At 68.5% G+C, this 13,717-nt stretch carries 16 protein-coding genes, 2 tRNA genes and 1 other RNA gene; 9 read left to right on the top strand and 10 right to left on the bottom strand.

Annotated elements, in window-relative coordinates; translation table 11 throughout:
* Positions 1–30 precede the first annotated feature (30 nt).
* Positions 31–126, bottom strand: an RNA gene (gene ffs, locus ACFSKW_RS15365) — signal recognition particle sRNA small type.
* 83 nt (positions 127–209) lie between these two features.
* Here ffs and ACFSKW_RS15360 point away from each other — a divergent pair.
* A tRNA-Ser gene (locus ACFSKW_RS15360) sits at positions 210–297 on the top strand.
* Between the two features lie 343 nt (positions 298–640).
* Here ACFSKW_RS15360 and ACFSKW_RS15355 read toward each other — a convergent pair.
* Complete coding sequence (locus tag ACFSKW_RS15355) at positions 641–1,111, bottom strand: hypothetical protein (protein WP_379572895.1); 471 nt, start codon at positions 1,109–1,111, stop codon at positions 641–643.
* 195 nt (positions 1,112–1,306) lie between these two features.
* Between ACFSKW_RS15355 and ACFSKW_RS15350 the strand changes: the two genes are divergently transcribed.
* Positions 1,307–1,717, top strand: coding sequence for a hypothetical protein (locus ACFSKW_RS15350; RefSeq protein WP_379572894.1), 411 nt, complete (start codon positions 1,307–1,309; stop codon positions 1,715–1,717).
* A gap of 70 nt (positions 1,718–1,787) precedes the next feature.
* On the opposite strand, the gene ACFSKW_RS15345 is transcribed toward ACFSKW_RS15350, so the two are convergent.
* From ACFSKW_RS15345 to ACFSKW_RS15335, 3 genes are read right to left on the bottom strand one after another with little or no spacing between them, the layout of a single operon-like run.
* Entirely contained in the window at positions 1,788–2,885 is a 1,098-nt protein-coding gene (locus ACFSKW_RS15345) for a LacI family DNA-binding transcriptional regulator (RefSeq protein WP_379572893.1), read from the bottom strand.
* Positions 2,886–2,897: 12 nt separating this feature from the next.
* The gene (locus ACFSKW_RS15340) at positions 2,898–3,797 is read right to left on the bottom strand and encodes a PfkB family carbohydrate kinase (RefSeq protein WP_379572892.1); all 900 of its coding nucleotides are present in this window, start codon (positions 3,795–3,797) and stop codon (positions 2,898–2,900) included.
* A 6-nt stretch (positions 3,798–3,803) separates the two neighbouring features.
* Positions 3,804–4,805: an SIS domain-containing protein gene (locus ACFSKW_RS15335; RefSeq protein ID WP_379572891.1), complete on the bottom strand. Its 1,002-nt coding sequence runs from the start codon at positions 4,803–4,805 to the stop codon at positions 3,804–3,806.
* A gap of 247 nt (positions 4,806–5,052) precedes the next feature.
* On the opposite strand from ACFSKW_RS15335, the gene ACFSKW_RS15330 reads away from it, so the two are divergent.
* Genes ACFSKW_RS15330 through ACFSKW_RS15315 form a run of 4 tightly spaced genes read left to right on the top strand, consistent with a single transcriptional unit; the run spans position 5,053 to position 9,144 of the window.
* Positions 5,053–6,372: an ABC transporter substrate-binding protein gene (locus ACFSKW_RS15330; protein ID WP_379572890.1), complete on the top strand. Its 1,320-nt coding sequence runs from the start codon at positions 5,053–5,055 to the stop codon at positions 6,370–6,372.
* Positions 6,373–6,398: 26 nt separating this feature from the next.
* The gene (locus tag ACFSKW_RS15325) at positions 6,399–7,286 is read left to right on the top strand and encodes a carbohydrate ABC transporter permease (protein ID WP_379572889.1); all 888 of its coding nucleotides are present in this window, start codon (positions 6,399–6,401) and stop codon (positions 7,284–7,286) included.
* Positions 7,283–8,116 carry a carbohydrate ABC transporter permease gene (locus tag ACFSKW_RS15320; RefSeq protein WP_379572888.1) on the top strand — a complete coding sequence of 278 codons (834 nt, stop codon included), beginning with the start codon at positions 7,283–7,285 and terminating at the stop codon, positions 8,114–8,116. The genes ACFSKW_RS15325 and ACFSKW_RS15320 overlap by 4 nt, the downstream gene beginning before the upstream one ends.
* A 44-nt stretch (positions 8,117–8,160) precedes the next feature.
* Positions 8,161–9,144, top strand: coding sequence for an aldo/keto reductase (locus ACFSKW_RS15315; protein ID WP_379572887.1), 984 nt, complete (start codon positions 8,161–8,163; stop codon positions 9,142–9,144).
* A 41-nt stretch (positions 9,145–9,185) separates the two neighbouring features.
* Here the strand turns inward: ACFSKW_RS15315 and ACFSKW_RS15310 are convergent, their stop codons facing one another.
* Positions 9,186–9,785 carry a LysE family translocator gene (locus tag ACFSKW_RS15310; RefSeq protein ID WP_379573040.1) on the bottom strand — a complete coding sequence of 200 codons (600 nt, stop codon included), beginning with the start codon at positions 9,783–9,785 and terminating at the stop codon, positions 9,186–9,188.
* A gap of 102 nt (positions 9,786–9,887) precedes the next feature.
* Between ACFSKW_RS15310 and ypfJ (ACFSKW_RS15305) the strand changes: the two genes are divergently transcribed.
* From ypfJ (ACFSKW_RS15305) to ACFSKW_RS15295, 3 genes are read left to right on the top strand one after another with little or no spacing between them, the layout of a single operon-like run.
* A complete protein-coding gene (ypfJ, locus tag ACFSKW_RS15305) occupies positions 9,888–10,832 on the top strand; it encodes a KPN_02809 family neutral zinc metallopeptidase (RefSeq protein WP_379572886.1) in 945 nt (314 codons plus the stop codon).
* 32 nt (positions 10,833–10,864) lie between these two features.
* Positions 10,865–11,719: a KPN_02809 family neutral zinc metallopeptidase gene (gene ypfJ / locus ACFSKW_RS15300; RefSeq protein WP_379572885.1), complete on the top strand. Its 855-nt coding sequence runs from the start codon at positions 10,865–10,867 to the stop codon at positions 11,717–11,719.
* A gap of 46 nt (positions 11,720–11,765) precedes the next feature.
* On the top strand, positions 11,766–12,062 hold the full coding sequence (locus ACFSKW_RS15295; RefSeq protein WP_354919110.1) for a type II toxin-antitoxin system VapB family antitoxin: 297 nt from the start codon (positions 11,766–11,768) through the stop codon (positions 12,060–12,062).
* A gap of 84 nt (positions 12,063–12,146) precedes the next feature.
* Here the strand turns inward: ACFSKW_RS15295 and ACFSKW_RS15290 are convergent.
* The 4 genes from ACFSKW_RS15290 to ACFSKW_RS15275 all read right to left on the bottom strand — a co-directional run bounded on the left by ACFSKW_RS15290 (position 12,147) and on the right by ACFSKW_RS15275 (position 13,705).
* Positions 12,147–12,233: transfer RNA gene (locus ACFSKW_RS15290), tRNA-Ser, on the bottom strand.
* A gap of 10 nt (positions 12,234–12,243) precedes the next feature.
* On the bottom strand, positions 12,244–12,681 hold the full coding sequence (tadA, locus tag ACFSKW_RS15285) for a tRNA adenosine(34) deaminase TadA (RefSeq protein WP_379572884.1): 438 nt from the start codon (positions 12,679–12,681) through the stop codon (positions 12,244–12,246).
* Between the two features lie 17 nt (positions 12,682–12,698).
* Complete coding sequence (locus tag ACFSKW_RS15280; RefSeq protein ID WP_379572883.1) at positions 12,699–13,178, bottom strand: tRNA adenosine deaminase-associated protein; 480 nt, start codon at positions 13,176–13,178, stop codon at positions 12,699–12,701.
* Between the two features lie 17 nt (positions 13,179–13,195).
* Positions 13,196–13,705 carry a tRNA adenosine deaminase-associated protein gene (locus ACFSKW_RS15275; RefSeq protein ID WP_358132932.1) on the bottom strand — a complete coding sequence of 170 codons (510 nt, stop codon included), beginning with the start codon at positions 13,703–13,705 and terminating at the stop codon, positions 13,196–13,198.
* Between the last annotated feature and the right edge of the window lie 12 nt (positions 13,706–13,717).

Genomic DNA, 13,717 nt, shown 5'->3' with positions numbered 1-13,717 from the left:
CGACCATCCCGCCTGCGAGGGGGCTTTCAATGAAGAGACCCCTCGCACACCCGCCAGAGCCCGCTTATCCTTGCTGCCTTCCGGCCCTGGGGAGGTTCACAGGATGACGCCGCGCGAGGGGTCCCTGGACAGTCTAGCCCCGTACGGCAGTGCTCGCTCCCGCTAAATCGTGGTCTCTTCACCATGAAGAGTCCGGTAAGCTTCTCGACGGAGGATTCGCCTAGTGGCCGAGGGCGCACGCTTGGAAAGCGTGTATAGGGCAACCTATCGGGGGTTCAAATCCCCCATCCTCCGCCAGCTCAGAGGGGTTGTGCCGTGATCAGCGGCACAACCCCTCTTGCTTTGGGTCTCGGTTGGCGCACCGGCAGGAAGCGCCGTCGAGGGGGAAGCGACCTCGTTCGCGCCTCTGCCTGCTTCTGTCGACTCCCCAAGCCGGACGCTCCGCTGAGCCGGCGTCCACCTTTCTCCCCTGATGCGTCGCGCTTCTGAGAGATCGAGCTGATCGCTCGTACCGCGGACCGCGACCGCGATGCCGTCCAGAAGCATCTTCAGCCCGAACTCGAATTCCTCATCGCTTCCCACCCCGGCGATGTCGGTGGCATGCTGCACCATCCGGGGATGGCTCTGCGGCCCCCAGGCCTCAACGGTCGCAAGGCCAGGTGGACACGCTCACGGAGTAGTCGCCTCCCGCGTCCGGCGGGAACCAGACCGACATCTGGACTTGAGAGCCCTCGACGCCCTTCACCACACATTCCTCACCGTCAGGCGAGCCTTCGCCGGAGACGACCTGCCAGCCATGTCGAAGGGCGATGGCGCGGTAGTAGGACACCACGTCTTCCTGCGAGGTCTGCTGCCGTGCCGGTCGATAGGACCGGTCCACGGATGCGAAATAGTCGTCGGTGTCACAGCCGGAACCGCGCTCCCCATGCGGGACGGCACCGGGCGGACGTGCGTCCAGAATGTCGAACGGCACCAGGGCCTCGTCTATGCGGTCGTACTCCTGACCGCACCTGCCCTCCGTAACAAAGGTCAACACGGGGCTCGCGACGATGCCGATCACGGCGAGGAACGCGACGACCACCATCAGCACAGCCGCGCGCGCCTTTTTCATGATCCGACCATAGAGGGCCCTGACCGCACAGACGGGTCACCAGCGGCCCCGAACGGCACGGGATCGGTGGCTGTGGGCCGTCGCGGGTGCTGGACCACGTCATACGCACCGTCACAGGCTCTCGCGCGGCGCCGTATGGGCGCATCAACTACTCTTGATCACCCCCAGTCAAGATATTTCAGGAGGCATCCCCCCATGGGCGGTATCAGGCGAAGTGCGATCGTCGCGCTCGGCACGGCGGCCGCGCTGGCGGTCTCGGTCGTTGCGAGCAGTCCTGCCATGGCGGCGTCGTCGCCGATCGAGGCCTGCGGCGGCGGGAGCTACCACGTCATCGACAGCAAGGCGTTCGGTACGTCCGCCACCGTCTATCTGCTCTACAACGGGTCGACCAACTGCGTGGTCACCTGGAAGCAGGGTTCCGCCGTGGGCAACAGCGTCTGGGTGCGCGCGGTGGTGCAGGCGTACGGCTCGCCGGGTGTGGTGGACGCGAACTACTACCGCTATTACGCCGGCCCGGTCAAGGTCAAGGCGCCGGGCAAGTGCATCATGTGGGGCGGCTCGTACGGCGACCAGTGGTACGAGAGCCCCTTCGAGCACTGCGGCTGACACCCTCCGCGGAAGGACCAGAAGGGGCATCTCGTGCGTACGGGGTGCCCCTTCCCGCGGGCCCCTGGACCTAGGAAGCCGGCGGCGGTGCGACCGAGGACCGGACGATGAGGCGGGAGCGCAGCGTGTGCATCTCGCCGCGCGGTGCGGCGCCCGCGATCGTGTCGAGCAGTACCTCGGCCGCCTTCGCCCCCAGCTCGTGCACCGGCTGCTCGATCATCGTCAGCGGCGGCTCCATCACCGCCGCCCACGAGCTGTCGTCGAACCCGATCAGCGCCACGTCCCGCGGGTAGGCCAGGCCGGCCGCCCGCAACGCCCGCAGCGCTCCCGTCACCGCGTCCGTCTCGGTGCAGAACACCGCGGTGATCCGGTCGGGAAGGGCGAGCATGCGGGCGACGTCCTGCGTCACCCTCTCCTCCGTCTTCCGTCCGACCATCACCAGCTCGGGGTCGAAGGGGATGCGCGCGTCGTCGAGCGCGTCGAGGTAGCCGCGCAGCCGTTCCCCGTCCGTCCACAGGTTGCGGGACGCCTCCGCGAGCAGTTCGCGCCTGGTCGCCGGCGCCTCGGGCGCGGGTGGCCCCCACACGAACCCGATGCGCCGGTGTCCTGCCTCGATGAGCGTCTCGACCGCCTGTCTGGCGGCTTCGCGGTTGTCGATGACGACGGCGTCGAGGTCGAGGGAGGCGACGGCGCGGTCGACGAGCACGACGGGGATGCCGCGCTCCGTCGCCGCCTTGATGTGGGCGATCTCGCCCTTGTCGACCGCGGCGGAGGCGACGATGAAGCCGTCGACCCGCTTGTCGATGAGCACGTTCGTGGCCGCGACCTCCTCGTCGAGGTCCTCGTAGGTGCTCAGCACGATCGTGTCGAAGCCCCTGGCCCTGGAGGTGTCGGAGATCCCGCGCACCACCCCGGCGAAGAACGGGTTGCCGATGTCGGCGACGATCACGCCGAGGGTGTGGCTCACGCCGGTCGACATGCTGCGCGCCAGCGCGTTGGCGCGGTAGCCGAGCTTCTCCGCAGCGGCGAGCACGCGCTCCCTCAGCTCGGGGCTGACGTATCCGTACCCGCCGAGGGTCCGGGCCGCGGTGGCGCGGCCGACACCGGCCTCTCGGGCGACCTCGGAGATCGTCGGAGGTCCCGCCGCTCGGCCCCGGTCAGCTGGCATGGATGGCGTCCCTCATTTCTCGCGTTCGGAGCCTGGGCACATGCTAGCCACGGCGGGCCGGTCGGCGGGCCTGCCGTGTCCGAAGGCGCCTTCGACGAAGCACTGCTCGTAGGCGCTGTCGGCGCCGTCGTGGAGGGCCCGCTCGATCTGGCCCTGGGACGGCCGCACGCCCGCCTTCCACCCGCCGCGCAGCAGGGAGACGGCGAACCCGGACAGGAAGGCGTCGCCGCAGCCCATCGTGTCGACGACCTTCTCCTGCTCGACGGGGCGCGCGGGGGCCGCGACGGTGACCCGGCCGTCGTGGGCCATCGCGCCTTCCACTCCACGGGTGGCGAGAGCCAGTCCCGCGCCCCGCCGTACGGCGTGGGCGAGCAGGGCGCGGGTGGCGGCCTCGTCGAGGTGGGAGCAGGAGAGCAGCACCAGGTCGGCGTGCGGGCAGACCCGGTCGAGGTAGGAGGGGCGGCGGTACTCCTCCTCGCTCGACAGGTCGAAGCTCACGAGCGTGCGGAGCTTCGGCAGCTCGCTCTCGCTGCGGGAGTACACGCTCGAATGGACCAGGTCGAAGGAGGAGGCGTAGTCGAGCAGCTCGCCGTCGAGAACGAGCGGCTCCCTGACGGTGACGCCGCCGCCGTTCCAGCCGAGGAAGACCCTGTCGCCGTCGTCGACGCGCAGGGTGGACACGCCCGTCTCGCCCCGCCGTACGGCGCAGCGGTCGACGGAGACGCCGCGCGCGGCGATCGACGCGCGGAGGAAGGCGCCGAGGTCGTCGTCGCCGAACACCCCGAGGTAGGCGGCTTCGACGCCCAGACGGCCGGCGTAGACGGCGACGTTCACGCTGTTGCCGCCCGGGTAGTCGATGCCGCGGTCGACGAACCGGTCGACGATGTTGTCGCCGAAGCCGAGGACTCTCATGGAGCCTCAGTAGTCCATGACGCGGTAGTAGCGGCGCAGGTCGAGTGAGTGGTCCCGCACACGCTCCAGGTGCTTGCTGACCCTGCCCATCACGGTGTCGAGGACGAGCGGCGCGAGCAGGCCGCGGAACTCGGGGCTGATGCCGTCGAGCGCGTGGTCGCGGGTGTCGAAGACGGTCACGTCCTTCGAGACGCGCCTGGCAAAGGACGCGGCCCTGTCGGTGAGGGCGCGGGTCTCGTCCTCGCCCTGGAAGACGATCACGCTCGTGTCCTCTTCGAGCAGTTCGAGCGAGCCGTGGAAGAACTCGGCGCTGTGCACCCGGGTGGTGCGCAGCCACTGCATCTCCTCGAGGATGCACATGGAGTAGAGGTAGGTGAAGCCCCAGAGGTTCCCGCCGCCGACGAGGAAGTGGTAGTCGGTGTCCTGGTGGGCCTCGGCGAAGTCCGAGGCCGCGGGCTCGGCCTGCCTGGCCACCTCGACCAGGATGCCGGGGATGCCGGCGAGCTCGTCGGCGAACTTCTCGTAGCCGTCGAACTCACCCCTGCGCGACAGCAGGCGGCCCATGAACAGCAGGAGCTGAGGGTCGAAGGGCCAGGTCTTCGGTTCGGTGACGAGCGCGGCGTCGACCTTGGTGGCGACGGGCGACTCGGGGTAGCCGGTGAATCCGATCGTGTAGGCGCCCTGGGCCTTGCAGTACTCGATGGCGCGGACGCTGTCGTCGGTCGTGCCCGACACCGAGGTGAAGATCGCCACGGTGCGCTCGCCGAGCGTCGCGTCGCCCGAGACGATCAGCTCGGCCGCGATCACGGCGCGTACGGGAAGGCCCGACGAGCGCCTGGCCAGGTGCTCGTACGGCCACATCTGGGCGTAGGTGCCGCCGGCGCCGACGAGGAGGAGGTTGTCGAAGCCCTCGTCGACGAGGCGGTCGACGAGTTCCTCGATCCGGGGGCGCAGTGCCACGGCGCTCGCCAGCTGCGAGCGGAATTCGGGCTCGTTGAATCCGAGCATGTTCGCGTCCTTTCGGGAAATCGCACGACCGGCGGTGCCTCGCGACCTGATACCGGTATCACGCGGCATCACGCTGGCACAGCGAAACCGTCATCGTCAACTCATCCACCTAGCTTGTGCCGTTGCGCAAAGAAAATAAGATCTTGGCCAGCCCTCTGGTACCGGTATCAGAACCGCTGTACAGTCGGCGCTCACTCCTCTCCCCGAAAGACCGAGAGATTCGAGAGATCCGAGAGAAAGGAAGCCCATGCGTCCTCGCGCCCTGACGACGTTGGCCGCACTGGCCGGAACCTCGGTGCTCGCCCTCACCGGCTGCTCAGGCGGTACGGCGGCGGCCCCCACGGTGGACGTCACCGCGAAACCGGAGTTCTCCGGCACGCTCAGCGTCCTGACCAAGTTCGCCGGCGACCCGCTGAGCCCGTACTTCGAGCAACTCGCCGCCGCCTACGAGAAGCGGCACCCGGGCGTGAAGGTCGAGCTCATCCAGGAGACCGACCAGAGCGTCAAGGACAAGACCAAGACCCTGACCGCCTCGGACGCGCTGCCCGACATCTACTTCACGTGGAGCGGCAACTGGGCGGAGAACTTCGTACGCGGAGGCAGGGCGGCCGACCTCACCACGGTGATCGGCCCCGACACCGCGTGGGGGCGGACCTTCAGCAAGGCCTCGCTGTCCGCCTTCGCCTACGACGGCAAGTACTACGGGATCCCGCTCTACAACAACGGCAAGTTCATGGGCTACAACAAGGCGGCCTTCGCCAAGGCGGGCGTCGCCGTGCCCAGGACGTTCGAGGAGCTCGTCGGCAGCTGCCAGGCGCTGCGCAAGGCCGGGTACGAGCCGATCGCGTTCGGCAACAAGGACGGCTGGCCCGCGCTGCACTACCTGCAGCAGCTCTTCGCCTACAACGTGCCGGACGCCCAGCTCAAGGCCGATGTGCGCCCTGCGACGGCCACGCTCGACCACGCCGGCTACCTCGCCGCGCTCAAGCAGTTCAAGACCCTGGTCACCGACTGCACCGACTCCGGCAGCGGCACCAACGGCGTGCTCTACACCTCGGCGCAGGAGGCGTTCGCCAACCGCAAGGCCGCCATGTACTACCAGGAGATCCTGGAGTTCGACAGCACGACCGCCGGGCGCGGGCTCGCCGCAGAGGACTTCGGCATCTTCCCCCTGCCCGTCCCCTCGGGCGCGGCGGGCAACCCCAAGGTCATCGAGGGGGCGCCCGAGGGATACCTCGTCAACGCCAGGTCGCCGCGCGCCGCGCTCGCCGTCGACTTCATGAAGTTCGTGACGGCCCTCGACAACGCCAAGACCCTCTCCTCTCCCCCGTACGGCCAGCCGAGCACGGTCATCGGCGCCGTCACGCCCGAGACGTCGAGCAAGGCCGTGCACGAGGGCATCGAGCTCGTCAACGGCGCTCCGCAGCTGGCCGGCTGGCTCGACATGGTCACGGTGCCCGAGGTCGCCGACGCGTGGCTGGCCGGCGGCGAGGCACTCATCAGCGGCGGCAAAGGTCCCGAGCAGGTGCTCCAGAGCGTGCGCCAGGCCTCGGAGTCGGCCAAGTAGGCCGCGGGGCCGAAGGGAAGCATGCCGTGCGCACCATCGCTCAACGGGCATTCGGGCTCGCGTGGGTCGTCCCCGCCCTCGTGCTGGTCGGCGTGTTCGTCTACCTGCCGCTCGTGCAGAACGTCGGGTTCAGCACGCTCAAGTGGGACATCTACAGCGGGAGTCAGGAGTACGTCGGCCTCGACAACTACCGCAAGCTGCTCGACGATCCCGTCTTCTGGTCGTCGTTCGGCAACAACCTCCTGTACGCGGTGATCTCGATCGTCTTCCAGGTGTTCGGAGCGCTCCTGCTGGCCGCGCTCATCGAGAGCATCCCTGCCGACCGGTGGCGGCGTCTCCTGCGAGCGGTCTACTTCATCCCCTCCGCCATCTCGCTGACCGTCGCCGGGCTGCTGTTCTACTTCCTCTACGAGCCGAACCTCGGCCCGCTCAACCACGCCCTCGAGGCGGTGGGACTGGGCGCGTTCGATCACTCGTGGCTCGGCCAGGAGAGCACCGCGATGATGGCGATCATCGCGATGAGCCAGTGGCAGGGCTTCGGCTACTCCACGCTGCTGTTCGCCGTCGCGATCCAGCGCATCCCCTCCGAGCTGTACGGCGCGGCCGCCATCGACGGCACGGGACCGGTCCGCCGCTTCACGCACGTGACGGTCCCCCTGGTCCGCGAGATGACGGGGCTCATGACGATGGTCACGATCTCCGGGGCGTTCCAGGTGTTCAACGAGGTCATGGTGATGACCGGCGGAGGTCCGAACAACTCGACCCAGGTCATGGGCACGTGGCTGTATCGCAACGGCTTCGTGCGCAACAACTTCGGCTACGCCGCCGCGATCGCCACGCTGATCTTCGTGATCACGCTCGGCATCGCCATGGCGCAGCTGTGGGTCACGCGGAAGAGAAGGGTGGAGTGGTGAGGCGTCTGAGTCTTCTCGGCGTGATCGCGCGCGTGTTCATGTGGGCCTTCCTGCTCGGCCTCGCGGTGGTCGTGCTGTATCCCCTGCTGTGGATGGTGCTCAACGGGTTCAAGACCAACGCCGAGTTGTTCGGGGACCCGTTCGCCCTGCCCGTCGACTGGAGCTTCTCCAACTACCAGAAGGCGTGGAACAGAGGGGTGGACGGCTACCTCGCCACCAGCGTGCTGGTCACGGTCACCTCGACGGTCGCCACCGTGTTCGTCAGCGCGTGGGCCGCGTACGGTCTCACGCGCGTCAGCATCCCCTTCGACAGGGCGATCACCGGGGTGATCCTCGGCGGGCTCATGCTCGCTCCGACGGTGGCGCTCGTGCCGCTGGTGAAGATGTTCCAGGCGATGGGGCTCTACAACAGCTTCTGGGCGCTGCTCATCCTGTACACCGCCTTCCGGGTACCGTTCACCACCTTCCTCATCCGGGCGTACATGATCGACCTTCCGCGCGAGGTGGACGAGGCGGCGAAGATGGACGGCGCGGGACGCTGGACCGCCTTCTGGCGGGTCATCCTTCCGATGAGCAAGCCGATCATCACGTCGACGGTCATGCTGCATGTGCTGTTCGCATGGAACGAGTACCTCTTCGCGATGGTGTTCACCAGCGGCAGCGGGGTGCAGACCCTGCCGGTCGGGCTGACCAGCCTGATGAGCAAGCACGGCACCGACTACCCGGTCGTGTTCGCGGGCATGGTGATCGCGGCCGTCCCCGTGGTGCTGCTGTTCTTCCTCGGCCAGCGGTACATCGTGAAGGGCCTCGCCGACGGCATCGGCAAGTGACCCGGGATTGGACAGCCGATCGGGCGGGCCTCGATGCTGAGGCCATGGAACAGCGGATATTCGGCAGGACAGGTCAGCGGGCGTCCGTCGTCGGGCTGGGGACGTGGCAGCTCGGCGCGGACTGGGGCGAGGTCGAGGAGAAGGACGCGCTGGCCGTGCTCGACGCGGCCGTGGAGGAGGGCGTGACCTTCTTCGACACCGCCGACGTGTACGGCGACGGCCGCAGCGAGCAGCTGATCGGCTCCTACCTGCGTGACCGGCCCGACGCGGACATCCTGGTGGCGACCAAGATGGGCCGCAGGGTCGCGCTTGACCCCTCGCTCTACACCCTCGGCAACTTCCGCGCCTGGACCGACAGGTCCCGTGCCAACCTCGGCGTGGACCGGCTCGACCTGGTGCAGCTGCACTGCCCGCCGACGCCCGTGTACTCGTCGGAGGCCGTCTTCGACGCCCTGGACACGCTGGTCGAGGAGGGCAGGATCGCCGCCTACGGGGTGAGCGTCGAGACCTGCGACGAGGCTCTCACCGCGATCGCGAGGCCCGGCACCGCCAGTGTGCAGATCATCTTCAACGCGTTCAGGCTCAAGCCGCTGGAGCGCGTCCTGCCCGCCGCCGCCGAGGCGGGGGTGGGGATCATCGCCAGGGTGCCGCTGGCCTCGGGGCTCCTGTCGGGCAAGTACACCAGGGACACCGTCTTCGCCGCCGACGACCACAGGACCTACAACAGGCACGGCGAGTCGTTCGACCAGGGCGAGACGTTCTCCGGGGTCGATTTCGCCACCGGCGTCGAGGCGGCGCTGGAGTTCGCCGCGCTGGCGCCCGACGACGCGACGCCTGCGCAGGCGGCGCTGCGCTGGATCGTCCAGCAGCCGGGCGTGACGACGGTCATCCCCGGCGCTCGCTCGCCCGAGCAGGCGCGGGCCAACGCGGACGCCGCCGCGCTGCCGCCGCTGCCCGAGGCGACGTTGCTGGCCGTACGGGACCTCTACGACAGGAGGATCCGCGCCCAGGTGCACGACCGCTGGTGACCTTCGCGGGGTACGGCCGGTCGTACCCATGCGAAGGGTTCTCAGGAGGCCACGAGCGCGCGGGAGCGGTCGGTGGCCAGGTGGATCGCCATGCCGCCGAGCACGGTGCCCATGAAGTACCGCTGGATCCGCACCCACAGCGGCCGGGTGGCCAGGAATGCGGCCAGGGTGCCCGCCGAGATCGCGATCAGCCCGTTGACGGTGGTCGCGATGACGATCTGGACCGAGCCGAGCGCGAGGCTCTGCATCAACACGCTGCCCGCGTGAGGGTCGATGAACTGCGGCAGCAGCGACATGTAGAGAATCGCGATCTTCGGGTTGAGCAGGCACGTCAGCAGACCCATCGAGAACAGCCTGCGCGGCGAGGCATGCTCCAGCTCGCGGGTCTCGAACACCGACCCGCCACCGGGCTTGAGCGCCTTCCACGCCAGCCAGCCGAGATAGGCGGCGCCGGCCAGCTTCAGCGCGGTGTACGCGGCCGGCACCAACGCGAAGATCGCGGTGAGGCCGAGGCACGTGGCGGTCAGGTAGACCGTGAAGCCGAGCACCACACCCGTCAGCGAGACGAGCCCCGCGCCCCGGCCCTGGGTGATCGAGCGAGAGATCAGATAGATCATGTTCGGTCCCGGCGTGAGCACCATGCCGAGAGAAACCAGCCCAATCCCGATTAGTCCACCCATCATGTGCCCCATTTTGCATGATTACGGAGCGTATTTGACCAATGACCAGGGAAGGGCATCTTCATGCAGTTCGACGACGACGCCCGACTCGACCCCTCGCAGATCGAGGACGTGCGAGCTTCGGGCCCCGGCCCACGTCGGGGCGGCGGGGGCGGCGGCCTGCCCGGGGGCTGCGCCCTGCCCATCGGCGGCAAGGGGGGCGGCTGCCTGCTCCTGCTGATAGGCGTCGCCGCGCTGTTCCTCTTCCAGATCATCCCCACCAACCTCTCCGGCGACGAACCCCAGCGCACCCCCCAGCAGTCGCTGCCCGCCCCCCAGGGCGCGCCGACCGGCAACCTGGCCGCCCGCTGCCAGACCGGCGCGGACGCCGACCAGTCGGAGGACTGCCGCATCGTCGGCACCGTCAACAGCATCCAGGCCTACTGGAAGCAGGCCTTCGCCGAGCGGGGACGCACCTACACCCCCGCCAAGACCGTGCTGTTCTCCTACGCCGTCAACACCGCCTGTGGCATGGCCAACCAGGCGGTGGGGCCGTTCTACTGCCCCGGCGACAAGAAGGTGTACCTCGACCTGTCGTTCTTCGACACCCTCCAGCGCGACTTCGGCGCGAAGGGCGGGCCCTTCGCCCAGGCGTACGTGATCGCCCACGAGTACGGTCACCACGTCCAGGACCTGCTGGGCACCATGAACAGGGTCGGCGACGACAGGCAGGGCGCCACCAGCGGCGCCGTACGCCTGGAACTGCAGGCCGACTGCTACGCGGGCGTGTGGGCCAACAACGCGGTGCGCACCGGCTTCTACACCCAGCCCTTCAGCCAGAGTGAGATCGACGAGGCGCTCAGCGCCGCCGCGGCCGTCGGCGACGACAGCATCCAGCGCCGCACCACCGGCATGGTCCGCCCCGACGCCTTCACCCACGGCACCTCCGAGCAGCGCGAGAAGTGGTTCAGCATCGGATACGAGAGCGGCAACCCCGGTCGCTGCGACACCTTCACTCGCGGGATCTGACTGATCCCGCTCCTCCAGGGCAGTTGCGGTGCATGGATTTCCGTGACCAGGCCGACCTCGACGCCTCACAGGTCGAGGAGCGCAGTGGCGGTGGCCGCTTCCCCGGCGGCGGGCTCGCCGTGGGAGGCGGGATCACCGGCATCATCGCGCTGATCGCGGCCCTCATCTTCGGGGTGAACCCCGGCAACATCACCGGCAGTGATCCTGAAGGATTACAGCCCACCACGAACCTGTCCGAGCAGTGCAGGACGGGCGCCGACGCCGACCAGTCGGACAAGTGCAGAGTCGTCGGCGTCGTCAACAGCATCCAGGAGTACTGGGGCGGGATCGACGGCTACCGGCCCGCCAAGACGGTTCTCTACACCCAGGCGACGAACACCGGCTGCGGAGCGGCCGACTCCTCCGTCGGCCCGTTCTACTGCCCACGCGACCAGCGCGTCTATCTCGACCTGAGCTTCTTCGACCTGCTGCAGTCGAGGTTCGGCACGGAAGGCGGGCCGTTCGCGCAGGCTTACGTGATCGCCCACGAGTACGGTCACCACGTGCAGAACCTGACAGGCCAGATGGAGCGCGTCGGCCAGGACCGGCAGGGCGCCGACAGCGGCTCGGTGAAGCTGGAACTGCAGGCCGACTGCTACGCGGGCGTCTGGGCCAAGCACGCCGTGGACACCGGGTTCTACGAGAAGCCGTTCACGGCGTCCGACATCAGGCAGGCTCTGGACGCGGCCGCCGCGGTCGGCGACGACAGGATCCAGGAGCGGACCCAGGGCAGGGTCGACCCCGAGGCGTTCACGCACGGCACGTCGCAGCAGCGTGTCACCTGGTTCACCACCGGCTACGAGACGGGCTCGCCGGACCAGTGCGATACCTTCCAAAAGGGCATCTGACCTGCGAAGAAGGCGAACTCCGCGAATCTCTTCTAAAATCGATGGGGTGATCTTTAAGTTGGTCGGGGACGGACGCCCCTATCCCGAACATGGTCTGAGCAACCGCGAGTGGGCTCAGATTCCGCCCAGGCAGGTCCGGCTCGACTCGCTGGTCACCACCAAGGCCATGCTCGATCTGCACTCGCTGCTCGCCGCTGACTCGACCTTCTACGGCGACCTGTTCCCGCACGTGGTGCAGTGGCAGGGCGAGCTCTACCTCGAGGACGGCCTGCACCGTGCCCTCCGCGCGGCGCTCCACCAGCGGTCGATCCTCCACGCCCGCGTCCTCGAACTGCCCTCCTGAGTCTTCGGGACGGCAGCGGCCTCGGGGCGGAACGGCAACGAAAAAGGGCCGCCGATCGATCACGATCGGCGGCCCTTTCACGAGCGGTGGTGGTGGGATTTGAACCCACGGATGAGTTGCCCCATCACACGCTTTCGAGGCGTGCGCCCTCGGCCACTAGGCGACACCACCGCGCACGAGCTTACCGGATCCGCCGAGTGCCGAAGAACTCCTTAAGCGCCGACGAACATTCGTCCTCCAGCACTCCCATGATCACTTCGGGCCGGTGGTTGAGGCGGCGATCGCGCACCACGTCCCACAGCGACCCGACGGCCCCGCCCTTGGCGTCGACCGCGCCGTAGACGATCCTTTCCACTCTGGCCAGCACCGCCGCGCCCGCGCACATCGTGCAGGGCTCCAGCGTGACCACGAGCGTGCACCCGCCGAGCCGCCACGTGCCCAGCGAGGCGGCGGCGGCGCGCAGCGCCAGCACCTCGGCGTGCGCGGTCGGGTCGGCACCCGCCTCCCGGTCGTTGCCCGCCCGCGAAAGCACCTCGCCGGAAGGAGCCAGGACCACGGCCCCGACCGGGACCTCACCCCTGGCCGCGGCCGCCGACGCCTCGGCGAGCGCCAGCCGCATGGCCCCTTCCCAAGGGCTCACCGCAACCTGTCGAGCTCGTCGGCGAAGGCCAGCCGCTCGGCGATGACGGAGAGGATGTCGGCGGGCAGCACGCCCTCCTCCATGCTCAGCTCGAGCAGCTCCTCCTTGGTCACCCCGAAGTCGCTCAGCAGCTCGAAGTCGCCCGCGGGCCGCACACCGAGATCGGCGCTGTCCTTGTCGGGCGCGACGCCGGCGAACTCGGCGAACAGCTCGCCCAGCGTGTCGGACAGGCCGGCCTGCGCGTCGGACAGGAACACCCGCGGCTCCTCGTCGCCCCTGTAGCGGGCGATGGCGAACCACTCGTCCTCGACCTCGACGCACAGCAGCGCCAGCTCGTCACCGCTCAGCCCCAGTGTCTCCTGTACGGCGTCGCCGAGATCATCCACGATCTCCGCGTCGCTCAGATCGATCTCGGCTCCGCTCCACCCTTCGGGTGTCCTGACGAACGCGGCCGAGAAGATGGCGCTGGAGGGCATGCCATTGCTCCCGAGATTCAGCCGAAGACCGAGTCGATGGCCCGCTCGAACGGTTCGGAGAAGCCGAGCCGCGCGGCGATGCTGGACAGCACGTCCTCGGGGTGAAGGTCGATGTCACCGGAGAGGATGCCCAGCTCCATCTCGTCCAACCCGAGGTCCACGAAGATCGACAGATCGCCGGCGGGCAGCACGGTGTCCTCGTCCTGGAGGATCTCGTCGAGCTCGTCCTCGTCCGGGACGGGGACGTCGAGGTATTCGAGGACCTGCTGCGCCAGCGGGTAGTCCCACGAGGCCGCGATGTCGGACAGGAAGACGTCGACCCTGTCACGCAGCACCCGCAACGCCACGAAGAACTCGTCGGCCACGGCCACGAGACCGATGGTGCCGCTCTCGCTCGGCTGCTGCTTCAGCGCGTGGATCAGCCCGTGGAGATCGGAGGTCAGCGCGACAGGAAGCAGCTCGGCATCCCAGCACTCGTCCTCGCGATAGACCACGATGGCGAAGTCGAGCGCATCTTCGTCTGTCATCGTCGTGCTCCC

Origin of the sequence: Nonomuraea mangrovi, from assembly GCF_042681425.1 — a bacterium.
In the GTDB taxonomy this organism is placed as follows: Bacteria; Actinomycetota; Actinomycetes; order Streptosporangiales; family Streptosporangiaceae; genus Nonomuraea; species Nonomuraea mangrovi.
The sequence above is the reverse complement of the archived record's forward strand: the minus strand, read 5'-3'. Positions and strand labels throughout refer to the sequence as shown.

What these genes read in the sequence shown, in the direction of transcription:
- ACFSKW_RS15355 (WP_379572895.1), bottom strand. Translation starts at nt 1,111, where the DNA reads ATGAAAAAGGCGCGCGCGGCTGTGCTGATGGTGGTCGTCGCGTTCCTC.
- ACFSKW_RS15350 (WP_379572894.1), top strand. Translation starts at nt 1,307, where the DNA reads ATGGGCGGTATCAGGCGAAGTGCGATCGTCGCGCTCGGCACGGCGGCC.
- ACFSKW_RS15345 (WP_379572893.1), bottom strand. Translation starts at nt 2,885, where the DNA reads ATGCCAGCTGACCGGGGCCGAGCGGCGGGACCTCCGACGATCTCCGAG.
- ACFSKW_RS15340 (WP_379572892.1), bottom strand. Translation starts at nt 3,797, where the DNA reads ATGAGAGTCCTCGGCTTCGGCGACAACATCGTCGACCGGTTCGTCGAC.
- ACFSKW_RS15335 (WP_379572891.1), bottom strand. Translation starts at nt 4,805, where the DNA reads ATGCTCGGATTCAACGAGCCCGAATTCCGCTCGCAGCTGGCGAGCGCC.
- ACFSKW_RS15330 (WP_379572890.1), top strand. Translation starts at nt 5,053, where the DNA reads ATGCGTCCTCGCGCCCTGACGACGTTGGCCGCACTGGCCGGAACCTCG.
- ACFSKW_RS15315 (WP_379572887.1), top strand. Translation starts at nt 8,161, where the DNA reads ATGGAACAGCGGATATTCGGCAGGACAGGTCAGCGGGCGTCCGTCGTC.
- ACFSKW_RS15310 (WP_379573040.1), bottom strand. Translation starts at nt 9,785, where the DNA reads ATGGTGCTCACGCCGGGACCGAACATGATCTATCTGATCTCTCGCTCG.
- ypfJ (WP_379572886.1), top strand. Translation starts at nt 9,888, where the DNA reads ATGCAGTTCGACGACGACGCCCGACTCGACCCCTCGCAGATCGAGGAC.
- ypfJ (WP_379572885.1), top strand. Translation starts at nt 10,865, where the DNA reads ATGGATTTCCGTGACCAGGCCGACCTCGACGCCTCACAGGTCGAGGAG.
- tadA (WP_379572884.1), bottom strand. Translation starts at nt 12,681, where the DNA reads ATGCGGCTGGCGCTCGCCGAGGCGTCGGCGGCCGCGGCCAGGGGTGAG.
- ACFSKW_RS15280 (WP_379572883.1), bottom strand. Translation starts at nt 13,178, where the DNA reads ATGCCCTCCAGCGCCATCTTCTCGGCCGCGTTCGTCAGGACACCCGAA.
- ACFSKW_RS15275 (WP_358132932.1), bottom strand. Translation starts at nt 13,705, where the DNA reads ATGACAGACGAAGATGCGCTCGACTTCGCCATCGTGGTCTATCGCGAG.